Origin of the sequence: Rhizobium sp. BT-226, assembly GCF_025847085.2 — a bacterium.
Taxonomy (GTDB): domain Bacteria; phylum Pseudomonadota; class Alphaproteobacteria; order Rhizobiales; family Rhizobiaceae; genus Rhizobium; species Rhizobium sophorae.
On the sequence record NZ_JAOYTI010000002.1, the window covers coordinates 478,898 to 499,066 of the forward strand.

Genomic DNA, 20,169 nt, shown 5'->3' on the forward strand with positions numbered 1-20,169 from the left:
TCAACCGGGGAAACGTTCGTGGCAGCTGATCTCGATCTCAACGAATCCGATCACGACCAGATGGTCAGCGGCCGTTCCCTCTGGGGAAAAAGCGGCATAAGGCCGGAATGGCGGCCGATCGAGCAGAGCTTTTCCACCGACGTCGCCGTGATCGGCGGCGGCATTACCGGCGCCTTGGTTGCCGAACATTTGACGGCGCGCGGCTTTTCCGTGGCGCTCATTGACCGGGAGGAGCCCGGTTTCGGCAGCACCGCGGCGAGCACGGCGATGCTGCAATGGGAAATCGACAGCACGCTCACCGAACTCGAGGACTATTACGGCTTCGAGCGCGCGGCCGGGATCTACCGCCGCAGCGGTGCCGCGGTCGCCGGCCTTTCCAAGCTGATCGCCGCCAACGGCATCGCCTGCGGCTTCCGGTCGCGCAACACGCTCTATCTGGCCGACGGCCGCGAAGGCGCGCGCGACCTCTTGGAGGAGCGCCAGCTTCGCCGCCGGGCCGGCCTGCCCGGCGTCTATCTCGAACATCCCGATCTCTTTACACAATTCGAGCTCGACCGGGATGGCGCGATCTATTCGCCGGGTTCGGCGGAGTGCGATCCGCTGCTTCTGACCTGGGCCTTGATCGAGATGACGGTGCGGCGCGGCGCGCGGCTGGTCAACGCTTCCGTGACCGCGCTTCACAGCGAAGGCGATCACATCACGGCAGAGACCGATGGAGGCCAGGTCATCGAGGCACGGCATGTCGTGCTGGCGACCGGCTATTCGATGCCGGGTCTCGACATGCCGAAGCTGCACCGCTCGAGTTCAAGCTGGGCGCTCGCCACCGTGCCGCAGGACCCGGCAAATTTCTGGCGCGACAGGGCGCTGATCTGGGAGGACAGCCACCCCTATCTCTACATGCGCACGACGGCTGACAATCGCATCGTCGCCGGCGGCGAGGATGACGAGACGATCGATGCGGAGGCGCGCGACCGCAAGCTGCCGGCAAAGACCATAGCCATCCAGGAGAAGATGAAGCGGCTATGGCCGAAAGCGGATACGCGGGTGGAACACGCCTGGTGCGGCACCTTCGGCGAGACGGTCGACGGTCTGCCGCTGATCGGCCCGGTCCCGGAGACGCCGCATGTGTTTGCTGCCTATGGCTACGGCGGCAACGGCATTACCTTTTCCTACCTCGCGGCGCAGATGATCGGCGCCATGCTGGCCGGCATGCAACGGGATTGGTTCGAGGATTTTGCGCTCGACAGGGATGGGCCGGGTTTGGCGCGTTTTGGAGAGGGTATGGCGCGGGCCGGGAAGGAGCTGAGGTAAGTATAAGGCCTCACATTGACTGTCGCGGCGTGGGGCACCCCCTCTGCCCTGCCGGGCATCTCCCCCACAAGGAGGGAGATTGGCTGGGCGTGATGGCTTCCCCAAACAACTGGCCGTCATATGAGTCGTAAATTTAAGGCGAGGAATGGCTTCTTGCCGATCTCCCCCTTGTGGGGGAGATGGCCGGCAGGCCAGAGGGGGGTGTCCCACGGCACGCCTTCAATCACTCGGTCGTCTTGTCGTCACCAGTGTCCTCGACATCTTGGAGTCGGACGAATTGCGTGCCCTTCGCCTTGAGATCGACCAGCGCCTTCGCCACCCCCTCGCCGGCCGCATGGGTCGGCTGGTTGACGTGGGAGATGACGACATCGCCGTCCTTGGCCGAGGAGATGCGCTTTTCGGTGATAACAGCACCCAGCAGCGAACCGCCGTCGCCGTTTACGGAATAACCGGCAATGCGATAGCCCATGGCGCGGATCTCGCCGATGGCGGAAAGATCATATTTGGCGGTCGAGCCGCGGAACCAGTGCGGCGCCGGGATGCCGGCCGCGACCATCGCAGCAGCGCCGCCTTCGACCTCCTGTCGCACCGCCTGTGGCGAGCCGGCAGACGCGATGCCATAGATCAGCGTCGGCGTGTCGACGGCCGGAATATGGTTCTCGCCGTGGTTTTCGAGTTCGAAGAGATCGGGGTTCTGCAGAAACACGGCGACGGCAGCGGGATTGCGCTTCAGCCAGCGCGCCGTGACAAAGATCGTTGCCGGGATGCGTTCACGCACCAGCGTCGACAGGATGCGCTCGTCCGCCTGCCCCATGCAGGCATCGAAGGTCAGAGCAACGCGGGCATGGCCGACGACATTGGAACGGGCGATATGCAGATACGGCTCGACGAGTTTTGGCGCCGGCGCCTTCGGGGCCGGCCTGAGAACTGCCGTGGCCGGCGGCGCTGACGGAATTCCGTCCGCGAATGCAGCGGGGATGCTGACGAGAAGGAACGCCGAAGCGAGCAGGATGCGGTTCATACAATGGGGTTTCTATGATTCGAGCTGCCGATTTTAGCGGCGGCTCTCCCCCGGCGCCATGCGGCCGGATGTCACCGCAGCCGCCCGGACAGGCCAGCATCAATCATAAAGATAATACTTGTTCCACTTCTCGCGCGGCACCTTCTCGCCGATCTCGTAATTGAGCTCGCGCACGTTGATATGCTGCGGACCGGTGATGCAATTGTAGGAGAGATGGTACCAGTCGCCCTTGCTGCGGAAGACAGCGCCCGGCGCGTCCAGCGAATTGTCGCCGAGGATCGGGTCTTTGAAGGTGTAGGCGATCACCTTGTCGGGCTTGAAGCCGGTGCTGTCCTTGTTGATGCGGCTCATCGCCTCGGTGTCGCAGCTCTGTTCCAGGCGGGTCGAGGGATCGAGTTTTTCCAGCTGCTTCTTGATGGCGGGATCGACGGCAAAGGCGGGAGCAGCAAGGCTTGCGAGGGATAGAAACAGGACCAGACGTTTCGGCATTGCGGAGAAATCCCTTACTGTTGTCCATTCTTCACCCCGCCCCGGGCAGCTTGCCGGAGGCTTGGCGTGTGCAAATTTCGCGCGACGAGAGCGGACTTTCTTAAATATTGTGGTGACATCAAGGCAAAATGGGCTGAGCGTCCTCCTTGTCTGTGGAAGGGCACCTGTACCCTTGGCGCACCCTTACCGCTTGATCCGGGGCCAGTGCACCTCTATCTCTTGCCAACCCGACATTCCCACCGGAGCCATTCCTTGTCCGTTTTCAAAAGCCTGCCGACACCGCCTGCCGCACCGAAGAAGCCGATCTCCGACACGCGTCACGGCATCACCCGCACGGACGATTATGCCTGGCTGCGCGCCGACAACTGGCAGGCGATGTTCAAGGATCCGTCGATCCTCGACCCCGAGATCCGCCGGCATCTCGAAGCCGAAAACGCCTATATGAACGCGGCGATGGAAGACACCAAGCCGCTGCAGAAGGTGCTGTTTTCCGAAATGCGCGGCCGCATCAAGGAAGACGACAGCTCTGTGCCGATGAAGGACGGCGCCTATGCCTACGGCACCTTCTATGTGACAGGCGGCGAACAGCCGCGTTATTTCCGTATCGCCCGCGACGGCAATGTCGCCGACGAAACGATCCGCACGGTGCTGCTCGACGGCGACAAGGAAGCCGCCGGCAAGGCCTATTTCCGCCTCGCCGGCCTCGACCATACGAGCGACCACAGCCGCGGCATCTGGGGCTATGACGACAAGGGTTCGGAATTCTTCACGCTGCAGGTGCGCGACCTCGCAACCGGCGAGGACCTCGATGATCGGATCGAGAATACCGGCGGCGGCGGCGTCTGGGCGCCCGACGGCAAGAGCTTCTTCTATTCGGCGCTCGACGAGAACCACCGGCCGTCGAAGGTGTTCCACCACATTCTCGGCCAGCCGCAGTCGGAAGACCGGCTGGTCTATGAGGAAGCCGATGCCGGCTTCTTCATGGGCGTCGGCGGCTCGCTGCTCGACGACTTCATCTATATCGACATCCACGACCACGAGACCAGCGAATACCGGCTGCTGTCGACCAAGGACCTGACAGCCGAGCCGAAGCTGGTGGCGGCGCGCGAGGAAGGCATCGAATATTCGCTAACCGAGGGCGGCGACGTCTTCTACATCCTCACCAATGACGGCGGCGCCAAGGATTTCAAGATCATGGAAGCGCCGGTTGATGAGCCGGGCAAGGAAAACTGGCGCGAAGTGGTCGCCCACAAGCCCGGCACGCTTATTATCAGCCACATGGCCTATGCCCGCCATCTTCTGTGGCTGGAGCGCAAGGACGGGCTGCCGCAGATCATGATCCGCGACCGGGCAACCGGCGAGGAACATGCGATCGCTTTTGCCGAGGAAGCCTATTCGCTGGGACTGCAGGGTGCTGCGGAATACGACACGGATATCATCCGCTTCTCCTATTCCTCGATGACGACGCCATCACAGCTCTACGACTACAACATGGTGACGCGCGAGCGCACGCTGTTGAAGACGCAGGAAGTGCCGTCCGGCCACAATCCCGACGACTACGTCACGCGCCGCGTCTTTGCGCCGGCCTGGGATGGCGAGATGGTGCCGGTCACCCTGCTCTATCGCAAGGATACCCCGCTCGACGGCAGCGCGCCCTGCCTGCTCTACGGCTATGGCGCTTACGGCATCACCATTCCAGCCGGCTTCAACACCAACTGCCTGTCGCTCGCCGATCGCGGCTTCGTCTATGCGATTGCCCATATCCGCGGCGGCAAGGACAAGGGATTTGCCTGGTACGAAGATGGCAAGATGGACAAGAAGACGAACACCTTCAAGGACTTCGTCGCAGCCGCCGATTATCTGAATCAACAGAAGTTCACGTCTTACACGAAGATCATCGCCGAGGGCGGATCGGCCGGCGGCATGCTGATGGGAGCGGTTGCCAACATGGCGCCGGAGAAGTTCGCCGGTCTCATTGCCGCCGTTCCCTTCGTCGACGTTCTCAACACCATGCTCGACGACACTTTGCCGCTCACCCCGCCGGAATGGCCGGAATGGGGCAATCCGATCGACAGCAAGCAAGAATACGAGCAGATCGCATCCTACTCGCCCTATGACAATGTCGGCGCAAAAGCCTACCCACCGATCCTGGCGCTCGGCGGCCTGACCGACCCGCGCGTCACCTATTGGGAGCCGGCCAAGTGGGTGGCGAAGCTGCGCGAGAAGACGACGGGGAACGCGCCGATCCTGCTGAAGACGAATATGGATGCCGGCCATGGCGGTGCCTCGGGCCGCTTCCAGCGGCTGGAAGAGATCGCCTTTGAGTATGCGTTTGCAATCAAGGTTGCCGGCAAGATGTGAAGGGTTGGGGGCGTGCCTAGTGGCACCCCCCTCTGCCCTGCCGGGCATCTCCCCCACAGGTGGGGAGATTAGCTGGGCGCACCGGCTTCCCAAACGATCAGCGTTGCAGCACGGCGAAACGGTGGATGAGCAGGAAGGCCAACCCACTTGTGATCTCCCCACCTGTGGGAGATGCCCGGCAGGGCAGAGGGGGGCTGACACGGCACAACAGGCCAAGGGAGACAACGAAATGCCCGTCTACATCGCCCTACTCCGCGCCGTCAATGTCGGCGGCACCGGCTCTTTGCCGATGGCCGAGCTGAAGGCGATCTGCGAGGGCCTGGGCTTTTCCGACGTGAAGACCTACATCCAGAGCGGCAACGTGCTTTTCCGTTCGGATGAAGCGGAAAAGATGGTGGAGGAGCGGCTCGACGAGGCGCTCGGCAAGAAGATGGGCAAGCGGCCAGGCGTCATGGTGCGCAGCCGCAAAGAACTCGACAAGATTGCCGCCGACGCCCCCTTTCCCGACGCCAAGCCGAATTTCCTGCTGGTCTATTTCCTGCCTGAAAAGGCGCCCGGCGATGCGCTGGAAAAGATGGTGGCGCCCGACGGCGAGGAGGCGAAGCTCGCCGGCCGGGAAATCTATGTGCATTATCCCAATGGTTCCGGCCGCTCGAAGCTGAAGCTGCCGGCGCTGAAGCGGGGAAGCTCGCGCAATCTCAACACCGTGCGCAAGCTCGCGGAGATAGCGGCTGATATGGAAGGCAACTAGGCCCTCGACGCCCTGGGCATCTCCGCCACCGGCAGGAAGAGCATCTTCACGAAAGTCCGCAGCATCAGCACCTGCTCGGCCAGCGTGTTCGGTTCCTTCAGCGTCTTCGACAAAACGATGCCGCCTTCCAGGACAGAGGACACCATGTCGGCGAGTTGGTCGACGTCGACGGGTTCGCGCGGCGGATAGACCTCCATGATCTCCCGGAGCATGCGGCCGAAACGGCGCCGCCAGGCAAGGACCGCATTCCGGTTGGTCTCCTGTATCTCCCGGTCGAACAACCGCTCGTAATAGCAGACCGTCGCCACGAGGCAGCCGGGATGGCCGTTCGGCAGGTCGGAGAGTAGTTCGGACAGCAGCTTCAGGCCGAGCAGGAAGGATTGCAGCGGATCGCCGGTCAGCTCGCGCGCGCGGCTGAAGATCTCATCGTAAATGCGCTCGTCATTTTCGATGTAGCGGTTGAGCAGTGCCTTGGCGAGCTCGTTCTTGTCCCTGAAATGATAGAAGAAGCCGCTCTTGGTGATGCCGGTCTCGGCGATGAGTTCCTCGATGGAGGTACCGCCGAACCCCTTCTGCAAGACTGCCGCTTCGGCCACATCGAGGATGCGGGTCCGCGTTTCCTCGCCCTTTCGCATGTCCCCTCCTGTACCGGCGGTACAGTTTTCAGCATCGTACGTTCAGACCTGCCTCCGCCTCCGGCAGGATCGGTTGAGGCAAGCGATTGATATCAATCCGCAAAAACCAAAACCGCCGCCAGTATACCGCAAGTCGCCTAGTTTGGCAGCCGAATAAGCGCCAGAACATCATTCATCGACGGCAGCCAATCGGGTGCCGCGAGGGAGAGGCTTCAACAATGGCAAAGTACAGAAACGGTTTGCCGCAGCTCAAAGGCGGCACCTTCATTACCGATGGCGGCATGGAAACGACGATGATCTTCCAGGAAGGGATCGAGCTTCCGCATTTCGCCGCCTTCATATTGCTGGCTTCCGAAGAGGGGCGGCAGCGCATGCGGAATTACTATCGCCGTTATCTCGATATCGCACTGCGGCACGGCACGGGCTTCGTGCTCGATACCGCCACATGGCGGGCCAATCCGGACTGGGGGCAGAAGCTCGGCTATACCAGCGAAGCTCTGAAGGCGGTCAACGAGAAGGCCGTCGACCTGCTCGTCGGCTTGCGCAGCGCCTATGAGCGGCCGGAGCAGCCGATCGTCATCAGCGGCGCGATCGGCCCGCGCGGCGACGGCTACAAGGCGGGCTTCATGGATGCGGCCGAAGCGGAAGACTACCACGCCTTCCAGATCGGGGCTTTCGCCGGCACGCAAGCCGACATGGTGAGCGCCTTCACGCTGACCAATATCGACGAGGCGATCGGCGTGGCGCGGGCGGCACAGTCGCTGGGCATGCCCTCGGCCATCTCCTTCACGCTGGAGACGGATGGCCGGCTGGTGACGGGCCGCAGCATTCAGGACGCCATCGAGACGACGGATGCGGCGACCGGCGGAGCGCCGGCCTATTACATGATCAACTGTGCCCATCCGACACATTTCGAAACAGCACTCGATCCTGGAAGCGCCTGGGTGAAGCGCATTTCCGGCCTCCGCGCCAATGCCTCGACCATGAGCCATGAGCAGCTGGACAATAGCGAAACGCTGGATGCGGGCGATCCCGAAGATCTCGGCCGCCGCTACCGCAAGCTCATCGACCGCATGCCAGCGCTCAGCGTGCTTGGCGGCTGCTGCGGCACCGACCACCGCCATGTCGCGGCGATCTGCGAGTCATGCCTGCCGCAGGCGGCATGACGACCTGAGGGGGAGGAAAGGACACTGTCGATGATGGGCACGATGATGCGTGAGCACCGCTGGCACGATCTGTGGCTTGCGATCACGGGACGGCAAAGGCGCACTGAGCCTGAGGCGACCGTGGAGGTGGCGCTGCAGGATAGTGATCTCGCCTTCGGGAGCTTGCCCGGCGCGATGACCTACGGGCTCGAGGCGGACCGGCGCGAGGGCCGACCCTTGCGACGCAGGCGGCTGCGGGAGCCGGTCGGATTCTGACGAAGGGAAAGGCGGCGACGGCTGACCCTATCCGTTAAGGCATGCCGTGCCAGCCCCCCTCTGCCCTGCCGGGCATCTCCCCCACAGGTGGGGAGATCGGCTGGGCTCACTGGCTTCCCCAAACAATGAGCGTTCAGGACGGCGAAACGGTAGAGGGGGACGAAGTTCAAGCCACTTGTGATCTCCCCACCTGTGGGGAAGATGCCCGGCAGGGCAGAGGGGGGCTGGCACGGCACAAAGCTCAGAGAGAGAAATGACGGTGCGGCGCCACCAGCTCTTTGCCGATCGGCGGCAAGGGGCAACGTCAGCCTTCGGCGCCTTTCGTCTGTTTGGCCTTGTAGCCGGTGATCTCCTCGCCGGCGGTCGGCGAGAAGCGCAGGTTCCAGAAGGTGGCGGTGATCGAGATGATCGTGACGACGATGAAGGCGGCCGAGAAATCGCCAAGGGCCGGCGTTTCGGCACCGTTGAAGGCCATGGAGCCGTGCAGCGCCAAGGCGCCGATGCAGATGCCGAGCGATAGCATCAGCTGCTGGAAGGTGGTGTAGAAGCTGGTGGCCGAGCTCATCTGCTCCTTGCTGATCTCGTCATAGGCAATGGTGTTATAGGCCGTGAACTGGAACGACAGGAAGAAGGCGCTGAGCACCAGGACGACGAAGACCAGCGGCATCGGCCAATCCGGCCGGAAGGCGGCACAGAGGCCATAGCCGATGGTACCGAGGATGCCGTTGAGGACGAGGCTTCGACGGAAGCCCAGCCGGCGGAAGACAAACTTCGCCATCGGCTTCATGGCGAGAGCGCCAAGCGCGGTCGCGATGATGATCTGGCCGGCCGCCGCCGCAGACAGGCCGAAGCCGATCTGGAAGAGCAGCGGCAGGAGGAAGGGCTGCGCCCCTTGCGTGATGCGGGTCAGCGAACCGGCGATAACAGACGTGCCGAAGCTCGGCACCTTCATCAGCGAGAAATCCATGATCGGCGACGGATGCTTGCGGGCATGCCTGAGATAGGCCATGCCGAAGAGCAGGCCGAGCGCGATCAGGAAGATCGAGAAGGCGCCCTCCCCCTCATGGCTCGACATTTCAAAGCCGAAGAGCAGCGAGCCGAGCGAGATGCCCGAGAGGATGAAGCCGATCGTATCGAACGGACCGCTTGCCTTGCCCTTCACCTCGTCGATGTAGATCGAGACGAAGATAATGCCGATGATGCCGATCGGCACGTTGATATAAAAGATCCAGCGCCAGTCGAGATAGGTGACGATGAAGCCGCCGAGCGGCGGGCCGACGATCGGGCCGATCAGCGCCGGCACGAGCAGCCAGGACATGGCGCTGACCATATCCTTGCGGTCGACGCTGCGCATCAGCACCAGGCGCCCGACCGGCATCATCATCGCGCCGCCGATGCCCTGCAGCAGCCGCGCCAGCACCAGGAAGGACAGCGTCGGCGCCAGCGCGCAGAGGATGGAGCCGGCGACGAAGACGGCGATGGCCGAGCGGAAAACGGTGCGGGAGCCGAAACTGTCGGCCATCCGGCCGCTTGCCGGAATGAAGATCGCAAGGCTCAAGAGATAGGAGGTCAGGGCGATCGACATGGCCGGGGCGCTGACGCCGAAATCGCGCGCCATGGTGGGCAGCGCGGTCGCAAGCACGGTCGCATCGATATTTTCCATCAGCATCGCACTCGCGACAATCATCGCGATCACCCGGAAATTGGGCGTGGCGCGCCGAACCATCGGCGCCTGGTAAATCTGATCCGACATCGTCCGGGATCACTCGCGGTGGCGCGGCGGAGCACACAAGGCAGCAAGGCCGCGGGGGATGACATGGCGCAAAGCCAAGGGGAGACGATTTGCTATACGCCCGCGATCATGGCGGCGCTATGTCGTTTATGGCAAAGCTGCTTTGACGAGAGGTAAAGGCAGGTCACGATTCCTTGCATGGGTCTGTTCTTCGTGAAGGTTCGGCTTGCGCCACAGACACCCCGGCCCTACCTATGAACCATGACCTCCGCCCTGCAGAAAAACCGGCCCGGTGCGGCCTTTCCGTTCGACAACAGCTATGTCGGCTTGCCCCCACGCTTCTTTGCGGCGCAAGCGCCGACTGCGGTGGCGGAGCCCTGGCTGATCAAGCTCAACGAGGCGCTCGCCGCCGAACTCGGGCTCGACGTCGAGGCCTTGCGCCGCGACGGTGCGGCGATCTTTTCCGGCAATCTCGTACCCGAAGGGGCCGAACCGCTGGCGATGGCCTATGCCGGGCATCAGTTCGGCGGCTTCTCGCCGCAGCTCGGTGACGGGCGGGCGATCCTGCTCGGCGAGGTCATCGACCGCAGCGGCAAGCGCTACGACATCCAGCTGAAGGGCGCCGGGCCAACGCCTTTTTCGCGGCGCGGCGATGGCCGGGCGGCGATCGGGCCGGTGCTCAGGGAATATATCATCAGCGAAGCGATGTTTGCGCTCGGCATTCCCGCCACGCGGGCGCTGGCGGCGGTGACGACGGGCGAGCCGGTCTATCGCGAAGAGGTGTTGCCGGGTGCGGTCTTCACCCGTGTCGCGGCCAGTCACATCAGGGTCGGCACCTTCCAGTATTTCGCCGCCAGAGGCGACACCGACGGCGTGCGGGCGCTAGCCGACTATGTGATCGACCGGCATTATCCCGCCTTGAAAGAGGCCGAGAACCCCTATCTCGCGCTTTTCGAAGCGGTCTCCGAACGCCAGGCGGCGCTGATTGCCCGCTGGCTGCATGTCGGTTTCATCCATGGCGTGATGAACACCGACAATATGACCGTCTCCGGCGAGACGATCGACTTCGGCCCCTGCGCCTTCATGGATACCTATGATCCGGCGACCGTCTTCTCGTCGATCGACCAGCATGGTCGTTACGCCTATGCCAACCAGCCCGGCATCGGCCAATGGAACCTCGCAAGGTTCGGCGAAACGCTGCTGCCGCTGATCGACGCCGAACCCGACAGTGCGGTCGACAAGGCCAATGCGGTGATAAAGAGTTACGGCGAACGGTTCCAGGCGCATTGGCTGGCCGGCATGCGCGATAAGATCGGGCTTGTCGGCGAAGAGGACGGCGATCTCGACTTGGTGCAGGCGCTGCTGTCGCTGATGCAGGCGCAGGGTGCCGATTTCACCCTGGCCTTCCGGCGGCTGTCGGATCTTGCCGGCGATGATGCCGCAGAGCCTGAATTTGCGGCGAGTTTCCGCGAGCCGGAAGCCGGCGGCGCATGGCTTACGCAGTGGCGCGAGCGGCTCTCACGCGATCCACAGACGGCCAGTGAGCGCGCTATTGCGATGCGCAGCGTCAATCCGGCCTTCATTCCGCGTAATCACCGGGTCGAACAGGCGATCGAGGCCGCCGTCGAGAACGGCGATTTTTCGCTGTTCGAGGCGCTGCTGAGCGTGCTTTCGAAACCCTATGAGGAACAGCCGAGCTTTGCCGCCTATAGGGAACCGCCGAAGCCCAGCGAACGGGTGCTTGCTACCTTCTGCGGAACGTGACAGGCGCTTCGATCGTTTTCGGGGCGGCAGTTGCGCCACAGCGATCCGCTTCCATCCGGCCCAGCGCCCCGTTCGACGCATCCGCACCCTGCGGCAATTGTGGCCGTTGAAAGGCATCTCCTTCGCGCTATCTGGCTGATCGGCGGGACTTTTCCGCCGATCCTTCACCCCGGCTAACCTCAGCGGGAGACAGCCTTATGGCGATCATCGTCACCTCCATCTTCTTCATCATCATCGGACTGACGCTCGGCGGCGGCGGGCTCTGGCTCGTCACGCTCGGCGGCAGCGTCTTTTATCTGTTCGCCGGGCTGATGTTCCTGATTACCGCCGGGCTGCTTCTGATGCGCAAGGCGGTGGCGCTCTGGGTCTATGCGGTGCTCGTCGTCGCAGCACTCGCCTGGGCGGTTTGGGAGGTCGGCTTCGACTGGTGGCAGCTTGGGCCGCGCGGCGGCATGATCATCCTGCTCGGGCTCTGGCTGCTGACGCCCTGGATCCGCCGGCCGCTCGGCCTGCGCAGCCCGACGGGCATCACCTATGCCGCGAACCCCTGGCCGCTCGCCGTGCCTGTCATCCTCGCCATTCTCGTCGCCCTTTATTCGATGACGACCGACCCGCATGATCTTGCCGGCGAGCTGCCTAAGGATACGGTCGCCGCCAATCCCGCCTTCGGTGGCAGCGTGCCGGACGGCGAATGGCATCAATATGGCCGCACGCCCTTCGGCCAGCGCTATTCGCCACTCGACCAGATCACCGCCGAGAACGTCTCCACTCTCAAGGAAGCGTGGCGATACCAGACCGGCGACGTCAAGCGGCCGGAGGATATCAGCGAGACGACCTATCAGGTGACGCCGCTCAAGGTGAAGGACACGCTCTATCTCTGCACACCGCATAACTGGGCGATCGCGCTCGACGCCAAGACCGGCAAGGAGAAATGGAAATACGACGCCAACTCCGGCATGAACCCCGACCGACAGCATCAGACCTGCCGCGGCGTCACCTATTATGCCGATCCCGCCGTTGCCGCCGATCAGCCCTGCGCCGAGCGCGTCTACCTGCCGACCTCAGACGCCCGGCTGATCGCACTCGATGCCGCGGACGGGAAGGTCTGCACCGGCTTTGCCGACCAGGGCGTGCTGCATCTGGAAACCGGCATGCGCTACAACCCGGCCGGCTATTACTACTCCACTTCGCCGCCGGTCGCGGTGGCGGGCAAGATCATCGTCGGCGGGGCGGTGAACGACAATTATTCGACTGAGGAACAATCCGGCGTCATCCGCGCCTTCGACATCAACACCGGCGCGCTCGTCTGGAACTGGGATTCCGGTAATCCCGACGTGACGACGCCGCTCGCCGACGGCCAGACCTATACGACCAACTCGCCGAACAGCTGGTCGGTCTTCAGCGTCGACGAGGCGCTCGGCATGGTCTACATCCCGCTCGGCAACCAGGTGCCCGACCAGCTCGGCATCGGCCGCAGCGACAATGTCGAGAAATTCTCCTCCTCGATCGTCGCGCTCGATATCGCCAGCGGGCAGTTGCGCTGGGTGCGCCAGACGGTGCATCACGATCTCTGGGACATGGACGTGCCGGCCCAGCCGGCGCTGATCGACCTGACGAAGCCGGACGGCACCGTGGTTCCGGCCCTGGTCGGCCCGACCAAACAGGGCGACCTCTATGTGCTCGACCGGCGCAGCGGCGAGCCCATCATCCCGGTCAAGGAAATCCCGGCGCCAGGCGGCGCGATCACCGGCGACCACACCTCGCCGACGCAGCCGATTTCCGACCTTACCTTCTCGCCCGAGCCGCTGAAGGAAAAAGACATGTGGGGCGTGTCGCTGTTCGACCAGCTCGCCTGCCGCATCGACTTCCACCGCTACCGCTATGAGGGCCGCTACACGCCGCCTTCGCTTAAAGGGACGATCGTCTATCCCGGCAATTTCGGCACCTTCAACTGGGGCTCGGTGGCGGTCGATCCGGAGCGGCAGATCATGTTCGGCATGCCGACCTATCTCGCCTTCACCTCGCGCCTGGTGCCGGCTGCCGATATTCCGCCGAGAGGCCAGGACGAGAAGGGCAGCGAACAGGGGCTGAACCGCAATGACGGCGCGCCTTACGGCGTCTTCATGGGGCCTTTCCTCGGTCTCCTGCAGATCCCCTGCCAGGCGCCGCCCTGGGGCTATGTCGCCGGCGTCGATCTGCGCACCGGCAAGATCGCCTATATGCACAAGAACGGCACCGTGCGCGACATGACGCCATTGCCCCTGCCCTTCAAGGTCGGCGTGCCGGGCATCGGCGGGCCGATGCTGACCAAGGGCGGCGTCGCTTTTCTCGGTGCTGCGGTCGACAACTACCTGCGCGCCTATGACGTGACGAACGGCAGAGAGCTCTGGCAGGCGCGGCTTCCCGCCGGCGGCCAGGCGACGCCGATGACCTATACGGCTGATGACAACAAACAATATGTCGTCATGGTCGCCGGCGGCCACGGCTCGGTCGGCACCAAGCCCGGCGATTATGTGATCGCCTATACGCTGCCTTGATGGCTCAAGGCTCTTCGGTTCGCGCCAATGGCAGCCCATCACCCTAACCCTCTCCCCGCTCGCGGGGAGAGGGGACGTGCGAAAGGCGGCGCCGCGGTAGAAGGAAGCCGGTGCGGCATGTCCCTTCGCCCCGCGCGCGGGGAGAAGGTGCCGGCAGGCGGATGAGGGGCTGTTCTCAGCGATTGCATACACTCGCGGGAAACCCGCTTCAGCTTTCTCCGGTTCAAACCATCTCGACGATCATACGCCCAACCTCGGCAAAGACTGGGTTGAGCTCCTTCGCCGACGCGGTCGCCTCGGCGATGTAGACGGCTGCGACGATAGGGCCGCGATCCGGCGGCCAGATCACCGCGATATCGCCGAGAGAGCCATTCGGGCCGGTGCCGGTCTTGTCGCCGACCTTCCAATCGGCCGGCAGGCCGGCCCTGAGCCGCTCCTTGCCTGTCGTGCTCGCCACCAGCCAGGCAATCAGCCTGTCTGAGGAGGCCTCGGCCAGGACCGAGCCGAGCGTCAGGTTGCCGAGCGTGTCGAGCATCGCATCCGGTGTCGTCGTATCGCGCGGATCGCCCTTCCTGCCCTCGTTCAACGTTGGCTCGGTGCGGTCGAGACGCGTCGTGCCGTCACCGATCGAGCGCAGCCAATCGGTCAGCCCCGCCGGACCGCCGAAACTTTCGAGCAACAGGTTGCCGGCCGTATTGTCGCTGACCGTCACCGCCGCCTCGCAGAGTTCGGCAAGGGTCATGCCATCGGTTCCGGCGTGTCTTTCGCTGAGCGGCGAATAATCGACGAGCTTGTCCTTGCCGTAGCTCACCCGCCGGTCGAGGTTCTCCTCGCCCTTGTCGGCACGGGCAAGCACGAAAGCCGCGGCCAGCGCCTTGAAGGTGCTGCACATAGGAAAAGCCTCGCTGCCGCGATAGCCGAAGGAGATGCTCGTCTGGGTATCGAGCACCGAGACGCCGAGACGACCGCCGGTGCGTTTTTCAAGCGCTGCAAGGCGGCGCTCGATGTCGTCGCCCTCTCCGGCACTATCCTCTGCATGCGCGGCAAGCGCCAGCGCAGGCAGGCAAAGCGCCGCGCCTATCATCAGGCGGCGGGTAAGGCTGATATCCATGAAATCCTCCGGCGGCTGAGGAGGATCGAATCCTCCGGCGGGAGGACAGAGCTAAGGAGCGATTGCGGCGACTTATAGTCCCTACGTCGTCTTTGTCGTCCGTCTCGCGCGATGTTGTCGTCCGCCGCGCCGATCTTATCGCGCTAGAAATCCGGCATCAGTGTCCCAACTGGCGCACCGGGAAATATCCGGCTAGAAGAAGCGATATCTTCTATGGACTATAACGATGCCTAAGGAAACGGTCGCTTCATTTTCGAAACCCCGCGCCCTTCCTATGGCGTTTGGCGGCGGTGGAATTATTGGCGCTCTCGGGGGCTTGATCGGCCTTGGCGGCGCCGAATTTCGGCTGCCGCTCCTGATCGGGCTTTTCAACTTCGCGGCGCTCGAAGCGGTCATTCTCAATAAGGCCATGAGCCTCGTTGTCGTTGCATCCGCCCTGCCGTTCCGGGCAGCAACGGTACCTTTTGGAGCGATTGCCGGGAATTGGCCGATCGTAGTCAATCTCCTTGCCGGAAGCTTGCTGGGCGCATGGTTCGGAGCGGGATGGGCAACATGGCTGAAATCGGAAACGCTGTACAAGGTGATTGCAGCGATGCTCGTCGCAATCGCTATCGTCTTGGTCATTGGCCATGATGCGACAGCGGGTCAGCCTTTCCTGACTGGAAATGCCCAGATGATTGCCGGCGTTGTCGCCGGCTTCGTCATCGGGATTGTCGCATCCCTACTCGGCGTGGCGGGAGGCGAGCTGCTGATTCCGACGCTGGTGCTGCTCTTCGGTGCGGATATCAAACTCGCCGGCAGCCTCTCCCTGGCCGTGAGCCTGCCGACAATGCTGGTTGGCTTCACGCGGTATAGCCGGGATCAGAGTTTTTCGGTTCTCGGTCGCAACAAGACCTTCCTGTTGGTGATGGCTGCGGGATCGATCGTTGGAACCTTCATCGGCGGGCGGCTGCTCGGCCTCGTGCCGAATGGTCTTCTGCTTCCAGCCCTCGCTGTGATCCTTCTGATTTCAGCTGTGAAGGTTTGGCGGCACCGATAGTTATCCCCACTGCGACCTTATCATCCGCCCACACCGATCAGGCAGCGCGCGTGACCTCGACCGTCACATGCGACAGTTCCTCCAGCGCCGAAAGCCTGCCTTTGTAGAAAGCCGGGTCGCGCGGCTGCGAGGTGAGGACGGCGACAATTGCGGCATGATGGCCGGGGCCGACCTGCCAGACATGCAGATCGGTGATCCGGTCGCCCTCCGTCTCGATGGCGCCGCGGATTTCCGCCGGCAGCGTCTCGCCTTCGGGAACGACGTCGAGAAGGACGCCGCCCGAAGATTTCATCAGGCTCCAGGACCAGTTGGCGATCACCAACCCGCCGACGATGCCCATCAGGGGATCGAGCCAGAGCCAGCCGTAAAGACTCCCGAGCGTCAAGGCCGCGATGGCGAGCACGGAGGTCAGGGCATCGGCGATGACATGCAGATAGGCGGCGCGGATATTGTTGTCGCCGGTCTTTGCGGGATGGGCATGGTCGCCATGTCCATGATGGGCATGACCGTGATGGGCATGGGCATGATTGCCATGCCCGTGATGATGGCCATGGTGATGGTGCGCATGATTGCCATGCGCGACATGGCCGCCGCCGGCCAGCAGCCAAGCGCTTGTCAGATTGACGGCAAGACCGATGATCGCCACGGCGATTGCCTGGGCAAAGCCGATCGGCACCGGATTGGAAAGGCGCAGCAGGCTTTCCCAGGCCATCAGCAGGGCGATCAGCGCGAGGACGATGGCGCTGGCGAAGCCCGCGAGATCGCCGAGCTTGCCGGTGCCGAAGGTGAAACGTGGATTGCGCGCCTGCCGGCGGGCGAAGAGATAGGCGAGCGCCGAAATCAGCAAGGCGCTGGCATGGGTCGACATGTGCCAGCCATCGGCGACCAGCGCCATCGAGCCGTAGACGGTGCCGGCAGCGATTTCCGCCACCATCATCACCGCCGTCAGCGCGATCACCAGCCAGATGCGCCGCTCGTTGCGCGCATGATCGGTGCCGAGGAAGACGTGATCGTGTTCCAGGGCATCCATTCCAGGCTTGTCGATTCCGGCACTCATGACAGGCTCCTTCGTCGGCGCGGTCAGCGGATATAGGTTCTCAAGACTTCCGATATTTCCTCGACCGCCTCGGCCCTTGCCGCATCGTCGGCGGCATTCAGCACATGCTCGCGCAGGTGATCGTCGAGCACCTCGCCGGTCAGCCCGGTCAGGGCACCGCGGATCGAGGCGAGCAACTGCAGGATCTCGCCGCAGGGGCGCTCGGCCTCGAGCGCGCGCTCGACCGCCTCCATCTGCCCCTTCAGGCGGCTGATGCGGGCAACGAGCTTCTTTTTCTGCAGGGTGGTGTGGGACATGATGAGTTCTCGTATAGCATAGGGGGGTATACTATCAAGAGTGAAGCTGGGGCTCAAAGCTTGTGATGGGCTTGATCCGCCATTGACAAAACCCGCGTTTCCGACGATCTATGGTCCATGATCAAGAACGCGCACCAGAGCCGCTCGTATTTTTGGCTGTACCTGTAAAGGGCGGCCGGACAAGATCATATTGTCAACAAGCCGCCGTCAGGTGGCTTTGTTGTATCGGCAGCGTCCTGACGGCAGACTATCAAAGGACGCGAAGACCATGACCGAAATCGAAGACAGCGAAATTTCACTGATGCGCCCATCGGTGGTGACGATCCGCGCCGCCAAGCCGCGCGACCTGCCCGAACTCGGCGAGATGATCGCCCTGCTTGCCGCCCATCACGGCGACGCTTCTGCGACAACGCCGGAGCAGCTGGAGCGCGACCTCTTCGGCCCTCTGCCCTGGATCAATGCGCTCGTCGCCGAGACCAGCGAAGGACTGATCGGCTACGCCATTCTCGTGCCGCTCTACAGGGCGCAGGAAGGCAAGCGCGGCATGGACCTGCACCACCTCTTCGTGCGTGACGGCCATCGCGGCCACGGCACCGGCCAGTTGCTCGTCGACCGGGCGCGTGAGACCGCCCGCAATGCCGGCTGCGGCTACCTCTCCGTCAGCGCCGCCACCGGAAACGTGCTGGCGCACCGCTTCTACGAACAGCTGGATTTCACCCCGCGTCCGGTGACCGGCATGCGCTACATGCAGTCGATCGCTTGAGAAGGGCGTTCGATAAGTGCATTCCCAGTATGACTCTTGTATGATCCATTGAGTGTCGGTTTGTTTCGGCAACCGACACGATGGATGCCATCGGGTCACTGGGAATCGCAAGGTCGTTTCAACCGTTTGCAGGTTAGCCCATGAATCAGCAAATTCGACTTTTTGGTGCTATTGCGGTCCGGCCCGCCGTTCTTCCTCTCCTATCCCAGTTCGAAACTGCCACGGGAATCACGGTTGCGGCCCAGTGGGCGCTTAATCCTGCTGTAAAGAGGCAGATCGAAGCGGGGGAAGCTTTTGACCTCGTCATCACCAATCCGAACCTGGTTCTGGATCTGACCGCCTTGGGAAAAATCAAGCCGGGGAGCCAGGTCGCGTTCGGTCGGATAGCGATGGGGGTAGCGGCAAAGGCCGGCAGCCGACCGCTCGACATCGGGTCCGTCGAAGCATTTGTGCATGTGTTGAAGAGCGCCAGATCCATCGCCTACGCCAGTGACGGAACCAGCGGCGGCTACTTCTCCGGTTTGCTGGAAAGCTTGGGAATAGCCGATGAGGTCAAGCCCAAGCTGGTGGCCATATCAGGAGGGCAGACGGCGCCGGCCGTCGGCCGTGGGGAAGCCGAGCTTGGGGTCGTTCCCGTGACGTCGATTCTCGCCGCCGCTCCCGAGGTCATGCTTGTCGGTCAGTTTCCGGCAGAACTCCGAAGTTACATCGACTTCGCCATCGGCATCAGCGCCGATTCAACGGATGCAGAAGCTGCCCAACAGCTGTCGAAATTTCTGACGTCGACAGCCGTTGACGACATCCTGGCGGCAAAGGGCGTCGAGCGCCGCTAGAGCGCGCTTGATAAACGATCGGCTCCCCGCCATCGCTAATGACCCGGCACGGCCTTCAGATAGGCGGCGATCGCCTCGCGGTCCGAGGCCGGCAGATGGGCGATGTTCTGCTGCACATCGACCATCGAGCCGCCGACGGAATCGAAATCGGGCGTGAAGCCGGTTTCCAGGTAACTGGCGATATCGGCCTCGCTCCAGCCGCCGATGCTCTCGGAGGCCGGGGTGATATCGGGTATGCGGCCCTTGCCTTCGGGATTGGGCGCGCCGGCAAGCCACTGATCCGCCTTGAAGCCGCCGAGCGCATCACGCGGCGTATGACATTCGCCGCAATGGCCGGGGCCTTCGACGAGATATTGCCCGCGTTTGATCTTGTCGTCGCTCTTTGCCAGGGCGACGCGCGGCTGGTCGTTGAGATAGAGGAATTTCCAGCCGCCGAGCGCCAGCCGGATATTGAAGGGAAACGGCAGTTCATGCGGCGGTGCGACGTTTGCGCTCTTCGGCAGGGTTTTCAGGAAGGCATAGAGATCGTTGACGTCCTTGTCGCTCATGCGGGAATAAGAGCCATAGGGGAAGGACGGGTAAAGATGCTGCCCGCCCGGGCCGATGCCGCGCTTCATCGCGTTGCCGAACTCAGCAAGTGTCCAGCCGCCGATGCCAGCCTTTTCATCGGGCGAGATATTCGGCACGTGGAAGGTTCCGAAAGGGCTCTTCAGCGCCAGGCCGCCTGACAGCGTCAGCTTGGCATCGCCTTCGGAACCGGGCGCGGCATGACAGCTGACGCAGCCGCCCGCCCAGAAAACCATCTGACCATTGGCCGGATCCGGCGCGCCGAGACCGGCCCAATGGCTCTCCGGCAGCGGATCGGGTGCGGTGACGAGATAGAAGGCGCCCCCACCGAGAACGGCGACGCCGATCAGACAGAGCAGTACCCGGATGAACCTGCGGACCATGCGCCGCCTCCCCTGTTGCCGACATTTCCTTGCGATGGATCCCGCGACCAGTCGGCGCAGGCGGAGAATAAGGCGATCCGCGCCGACGGCAAGGCCGG

General features: G+C 63.2%; 18 protein-coding genes. 10 read left to right on the forward strand and 8 right to left on the reverse strand.

Annotation, left to right across the window (positions count from 1 at the left end; all coding sequences use genetic code 11):
* Nucleotides 1–18: 18 nt before the first annotated feature.
* Nucleotides 19–1,311, forward strand: coding sequence for an FAD-binding oxidoreductase (locus OIU37_RS12505; protein WP_168316758.1), 1,293 nt, complete (start codon nt 19–21; stop codon nt 1,309–1,311).
* Between the two features lie 223 nt (nt 1,312–1,534).
* Here OIU37_RS12505 and OIU37_RS12510 read toward each other — a convergent pair whose 3' ends face one another.
* On the reverse strand, nt 1,535–2,332 hold the full coding sequence (locus tag OIU37_RS12510) for a polysaccharide deacetylase family protein (protein ID WP_240602275.1): 798 nt from the start codon (nt 2,330–2,332) through the stop codon (nt 1,535–1,537).
* Nucleotides 2,333–2,431: 99 nt separating this feature from the next.
* Nucleotides 2,432–2,821, reverse strand: coding sequence for a DUF930 domain-containing protein (locus OIU37_RS12515; RefSeq protein WP_168312281.1), 390 nt, complete (start codon nt 2,819–2,821; stop codon nt 2,432–2,434).
* Between the two features lie 252 nt (nt 2,822–3,073).
* Between OIU37_RS12515 and OIU37_RS12520 the strand changes: the two genes are divergently transcribed.
* Entirely contained in the window at nt 3,074–5,182 is a 2,109-nt protein-coding gene (locus OIU37_RS12520) for a S9 family peptidase (RefSeq protein ID WP_264257602.1), read from the forward strand.
* A gap of 229 nt (nt 5,183–5,411) precedes the next feature.
* Entirely contained in the window at nt 5,412–5,933 is a 522-nt protein-coding gene (locus OIU37_RS12525) for a DUF1697 domain-containing protein (protein ID WP_171601133.1), read from the forward strand.
* On the opposite strand, the gene OIU37_RS12530 is transcribed toward OIU37_RS12525, so the two are convergent.
* A complete protein-coding gene (locus tag OIU37_RS12530) occupies nt 5,930–6,568 on the reverse strand; it encodes a TetR/AcrR family transcriptional regulator (protein ID WP_138328525.1) in 639 nt (212 codons plus the stop codon). The genes OIU37_RS12525 and OIU37_RS12530 overlap by 4 nt on opposite strands.
* Nucleotides 6,569–6,786: 218 nt before the next feature.
* Here OIU37_RS12530 and OIU37_RS12535 point away from each other — a divergent pair, with 218 nt between their 5' ends.
* Both OIU37_RS12535 and OIU37_RS12540 read left to right on the forward strand, forming a co-directional pair.
* Nucleotides 6,787–7,734: a homocysteine S-methyltransferase family protein gene (locus tag OIU37_RS12535; RefSeq protein WP_264257603.1), complete on the forward strand. Its 948-nt coding sequence runs from the start codon at nt 6,787–6,789 to the stop codon at nt 7,732–7,734.
* A 30-nt stretch (nt 7,735–7,764) separates the two neighbouring features.
* Nucleotides 7,765–7,989 carry a hypothetical protein gene (locus tag OIU37_RS12540; RefSeq protein WP_240602273.1) on the forward strand — a complete coding sequence of 75 codons (225 nt, stop codon included), beginning with the start codon at nt 7,765–7,767 and terminating at the stop codon, nt 7,987–7,989.
* A gap of 304 nt (nt 7,990–8,293) precedes the next feature.
* Here the strand turns inward: OIU37_RS12540 and OIU37_RS12545 are convergent, their stop codons facing one another.
* Nucleotides 8,294–9,742, reverse strand: a complete 1,449-nt coding sequence (locus tag OIU37_RS12545; protein ID WP_264257604.1) for an MFS transporter — start codon at nt 9,740–9,742, stop codon at nt 8,294–8,296.
* 240 nt (nt 9,743–9,982) lie between these two features.
* Here OIU37_RS12545 and OIU37_RS12550 point away from each other — a divergent pair, with 240 nt between their 5' ends.
* A complete protein-coding gene (locus OIU37_RS12550; protein ID WP_264257605.1) occupies nt 9,983–11,485 on the forward strand; it encodes a YdiU family protein in 1,503 nt (500 codons plus the stop codon).
* A gap of 197 nt (nt 11,486–11,682) precedes the next feature.
* Nucleotides 11,683–14,022: a glucose/quinate/shikimate family membrane-bound PQQ-dependent dehydrogenase gene (locus OIU37_RS12555; protein ID WP_264257606.1), complete on the forward strand. Its 2,340-nt coding sequence runs from the start codon at nt 11,683–11,685 to the stop codon at nt 14,020–14,022.
* 223 nt (nt 14,023–14,245) lie between these two features.
* Here OIU37_RS12555 and bla read toward each other — a convergent pair whose 3' ends face one another.
* Nucleotides 14,246–15,133: a class A beta-lactamase gene (bla, locus tag OIU37_RS12560; RefSeq protein ID WP_264257607.1), complete on the reverse strand. Its 888-nt coding sequence runs from the start codon at nt 15,131–15,133 to the stop codon at nt 14,246–14,248.
* A gap of 226 nt (nt 15,134–15,359) precedes the next feature.
* On the opposite strand from bla, the gene OIU37_RS12565 reads away from it, so the two are divergent.
* Nucleotides 15,360–16,172: a sulfite exporter TauE/SafE family protein gene (locus OIU37_RS12565; protein WP_240602268.1), complete on the forward strand. Its 813-nt coding sequence runs from the start codon at nt 15,360–15,362 to the stop codon at nt 16,170–16,172.
* Nucleotides 16,173–16,209: 37 nt separating this feature from the next.
* Here the strand turns inward: OIU37_RS12565 and dmeF are convergent, their stop codons facing one another.
* Nucleotides 16,210–17,229: a CDF family Co(II)/Ni(II) efflux transporter DmeF gene (gene dmeF / locus OIU37_RS12570; RefSeq protein WP_240602267.1), complete on the reverse strand. Its 1,020-nt coding sequence runs from the start codon at nt 17,227–17,229 to the stop codon at nt 16,210–16,212.
* Nucleotides 17,230–17,252: 23 nt separating this feature from the next.
* Nucleotides 17,253–17,525 carry a Ni(II)/Co(II)-sensing transcriptional repressor DmeR gene (dmeR, locus tag OIU37_RS12575; protein ID WP_171601141.1) on the reverse strand — a complete coding sequence of 91 codons (273 nt, stop codon included), beginning with the start codon at nt 17,523–17,525 and terminating at the stop codon, nt 17,253–17,255.
* 268 nt (nt 17,526–17,793) lie between these two features.
* Between dmeR and OIU37_RS12580 the strand changes: the two genes are divergently transcribed.
* Complete coding sequence (locus OIU37_RS12580) at nt 17,794–18,288, forward strand: GNAT family N-acetyltransferase (RefSeq protein WP_168312294.1); 495 nt, start codon at nt 17,794–17,796, stop codon at nt 18,286–18,288.
* Between the two features lie 140 nt (nt 18,289–18,428).
* Nucleotides 18,429–19,121, forward strand: coding sequence for a substrate-binding domain-containing protein (locus tag OIU37_RS12585; protein ID WP_264257608.1), 693 nt, complete (start codon nt 18,429–18,431; stop codon nt 19,119–19,121).
* Between the two features lie 35 nt (nt 19,122–19,156).
* Here OIU37_RS12585 and OIU37_RS12590 read toward each other — a convergent pair whose 3' ends face one another.
* On the reverse strand, nt 19,157–20,071 hold the full coding sequence (locus OIU37_RS12590) for a cytochrome c (RefSeq protein ID WP_171601143.1): 915 nt from the start codon (nt 20,069–20,071) through the stop codon (nt 19,157–19,159).
* Nucleotides 20,072–20,169: the final 98 nt, after the last annotated feature.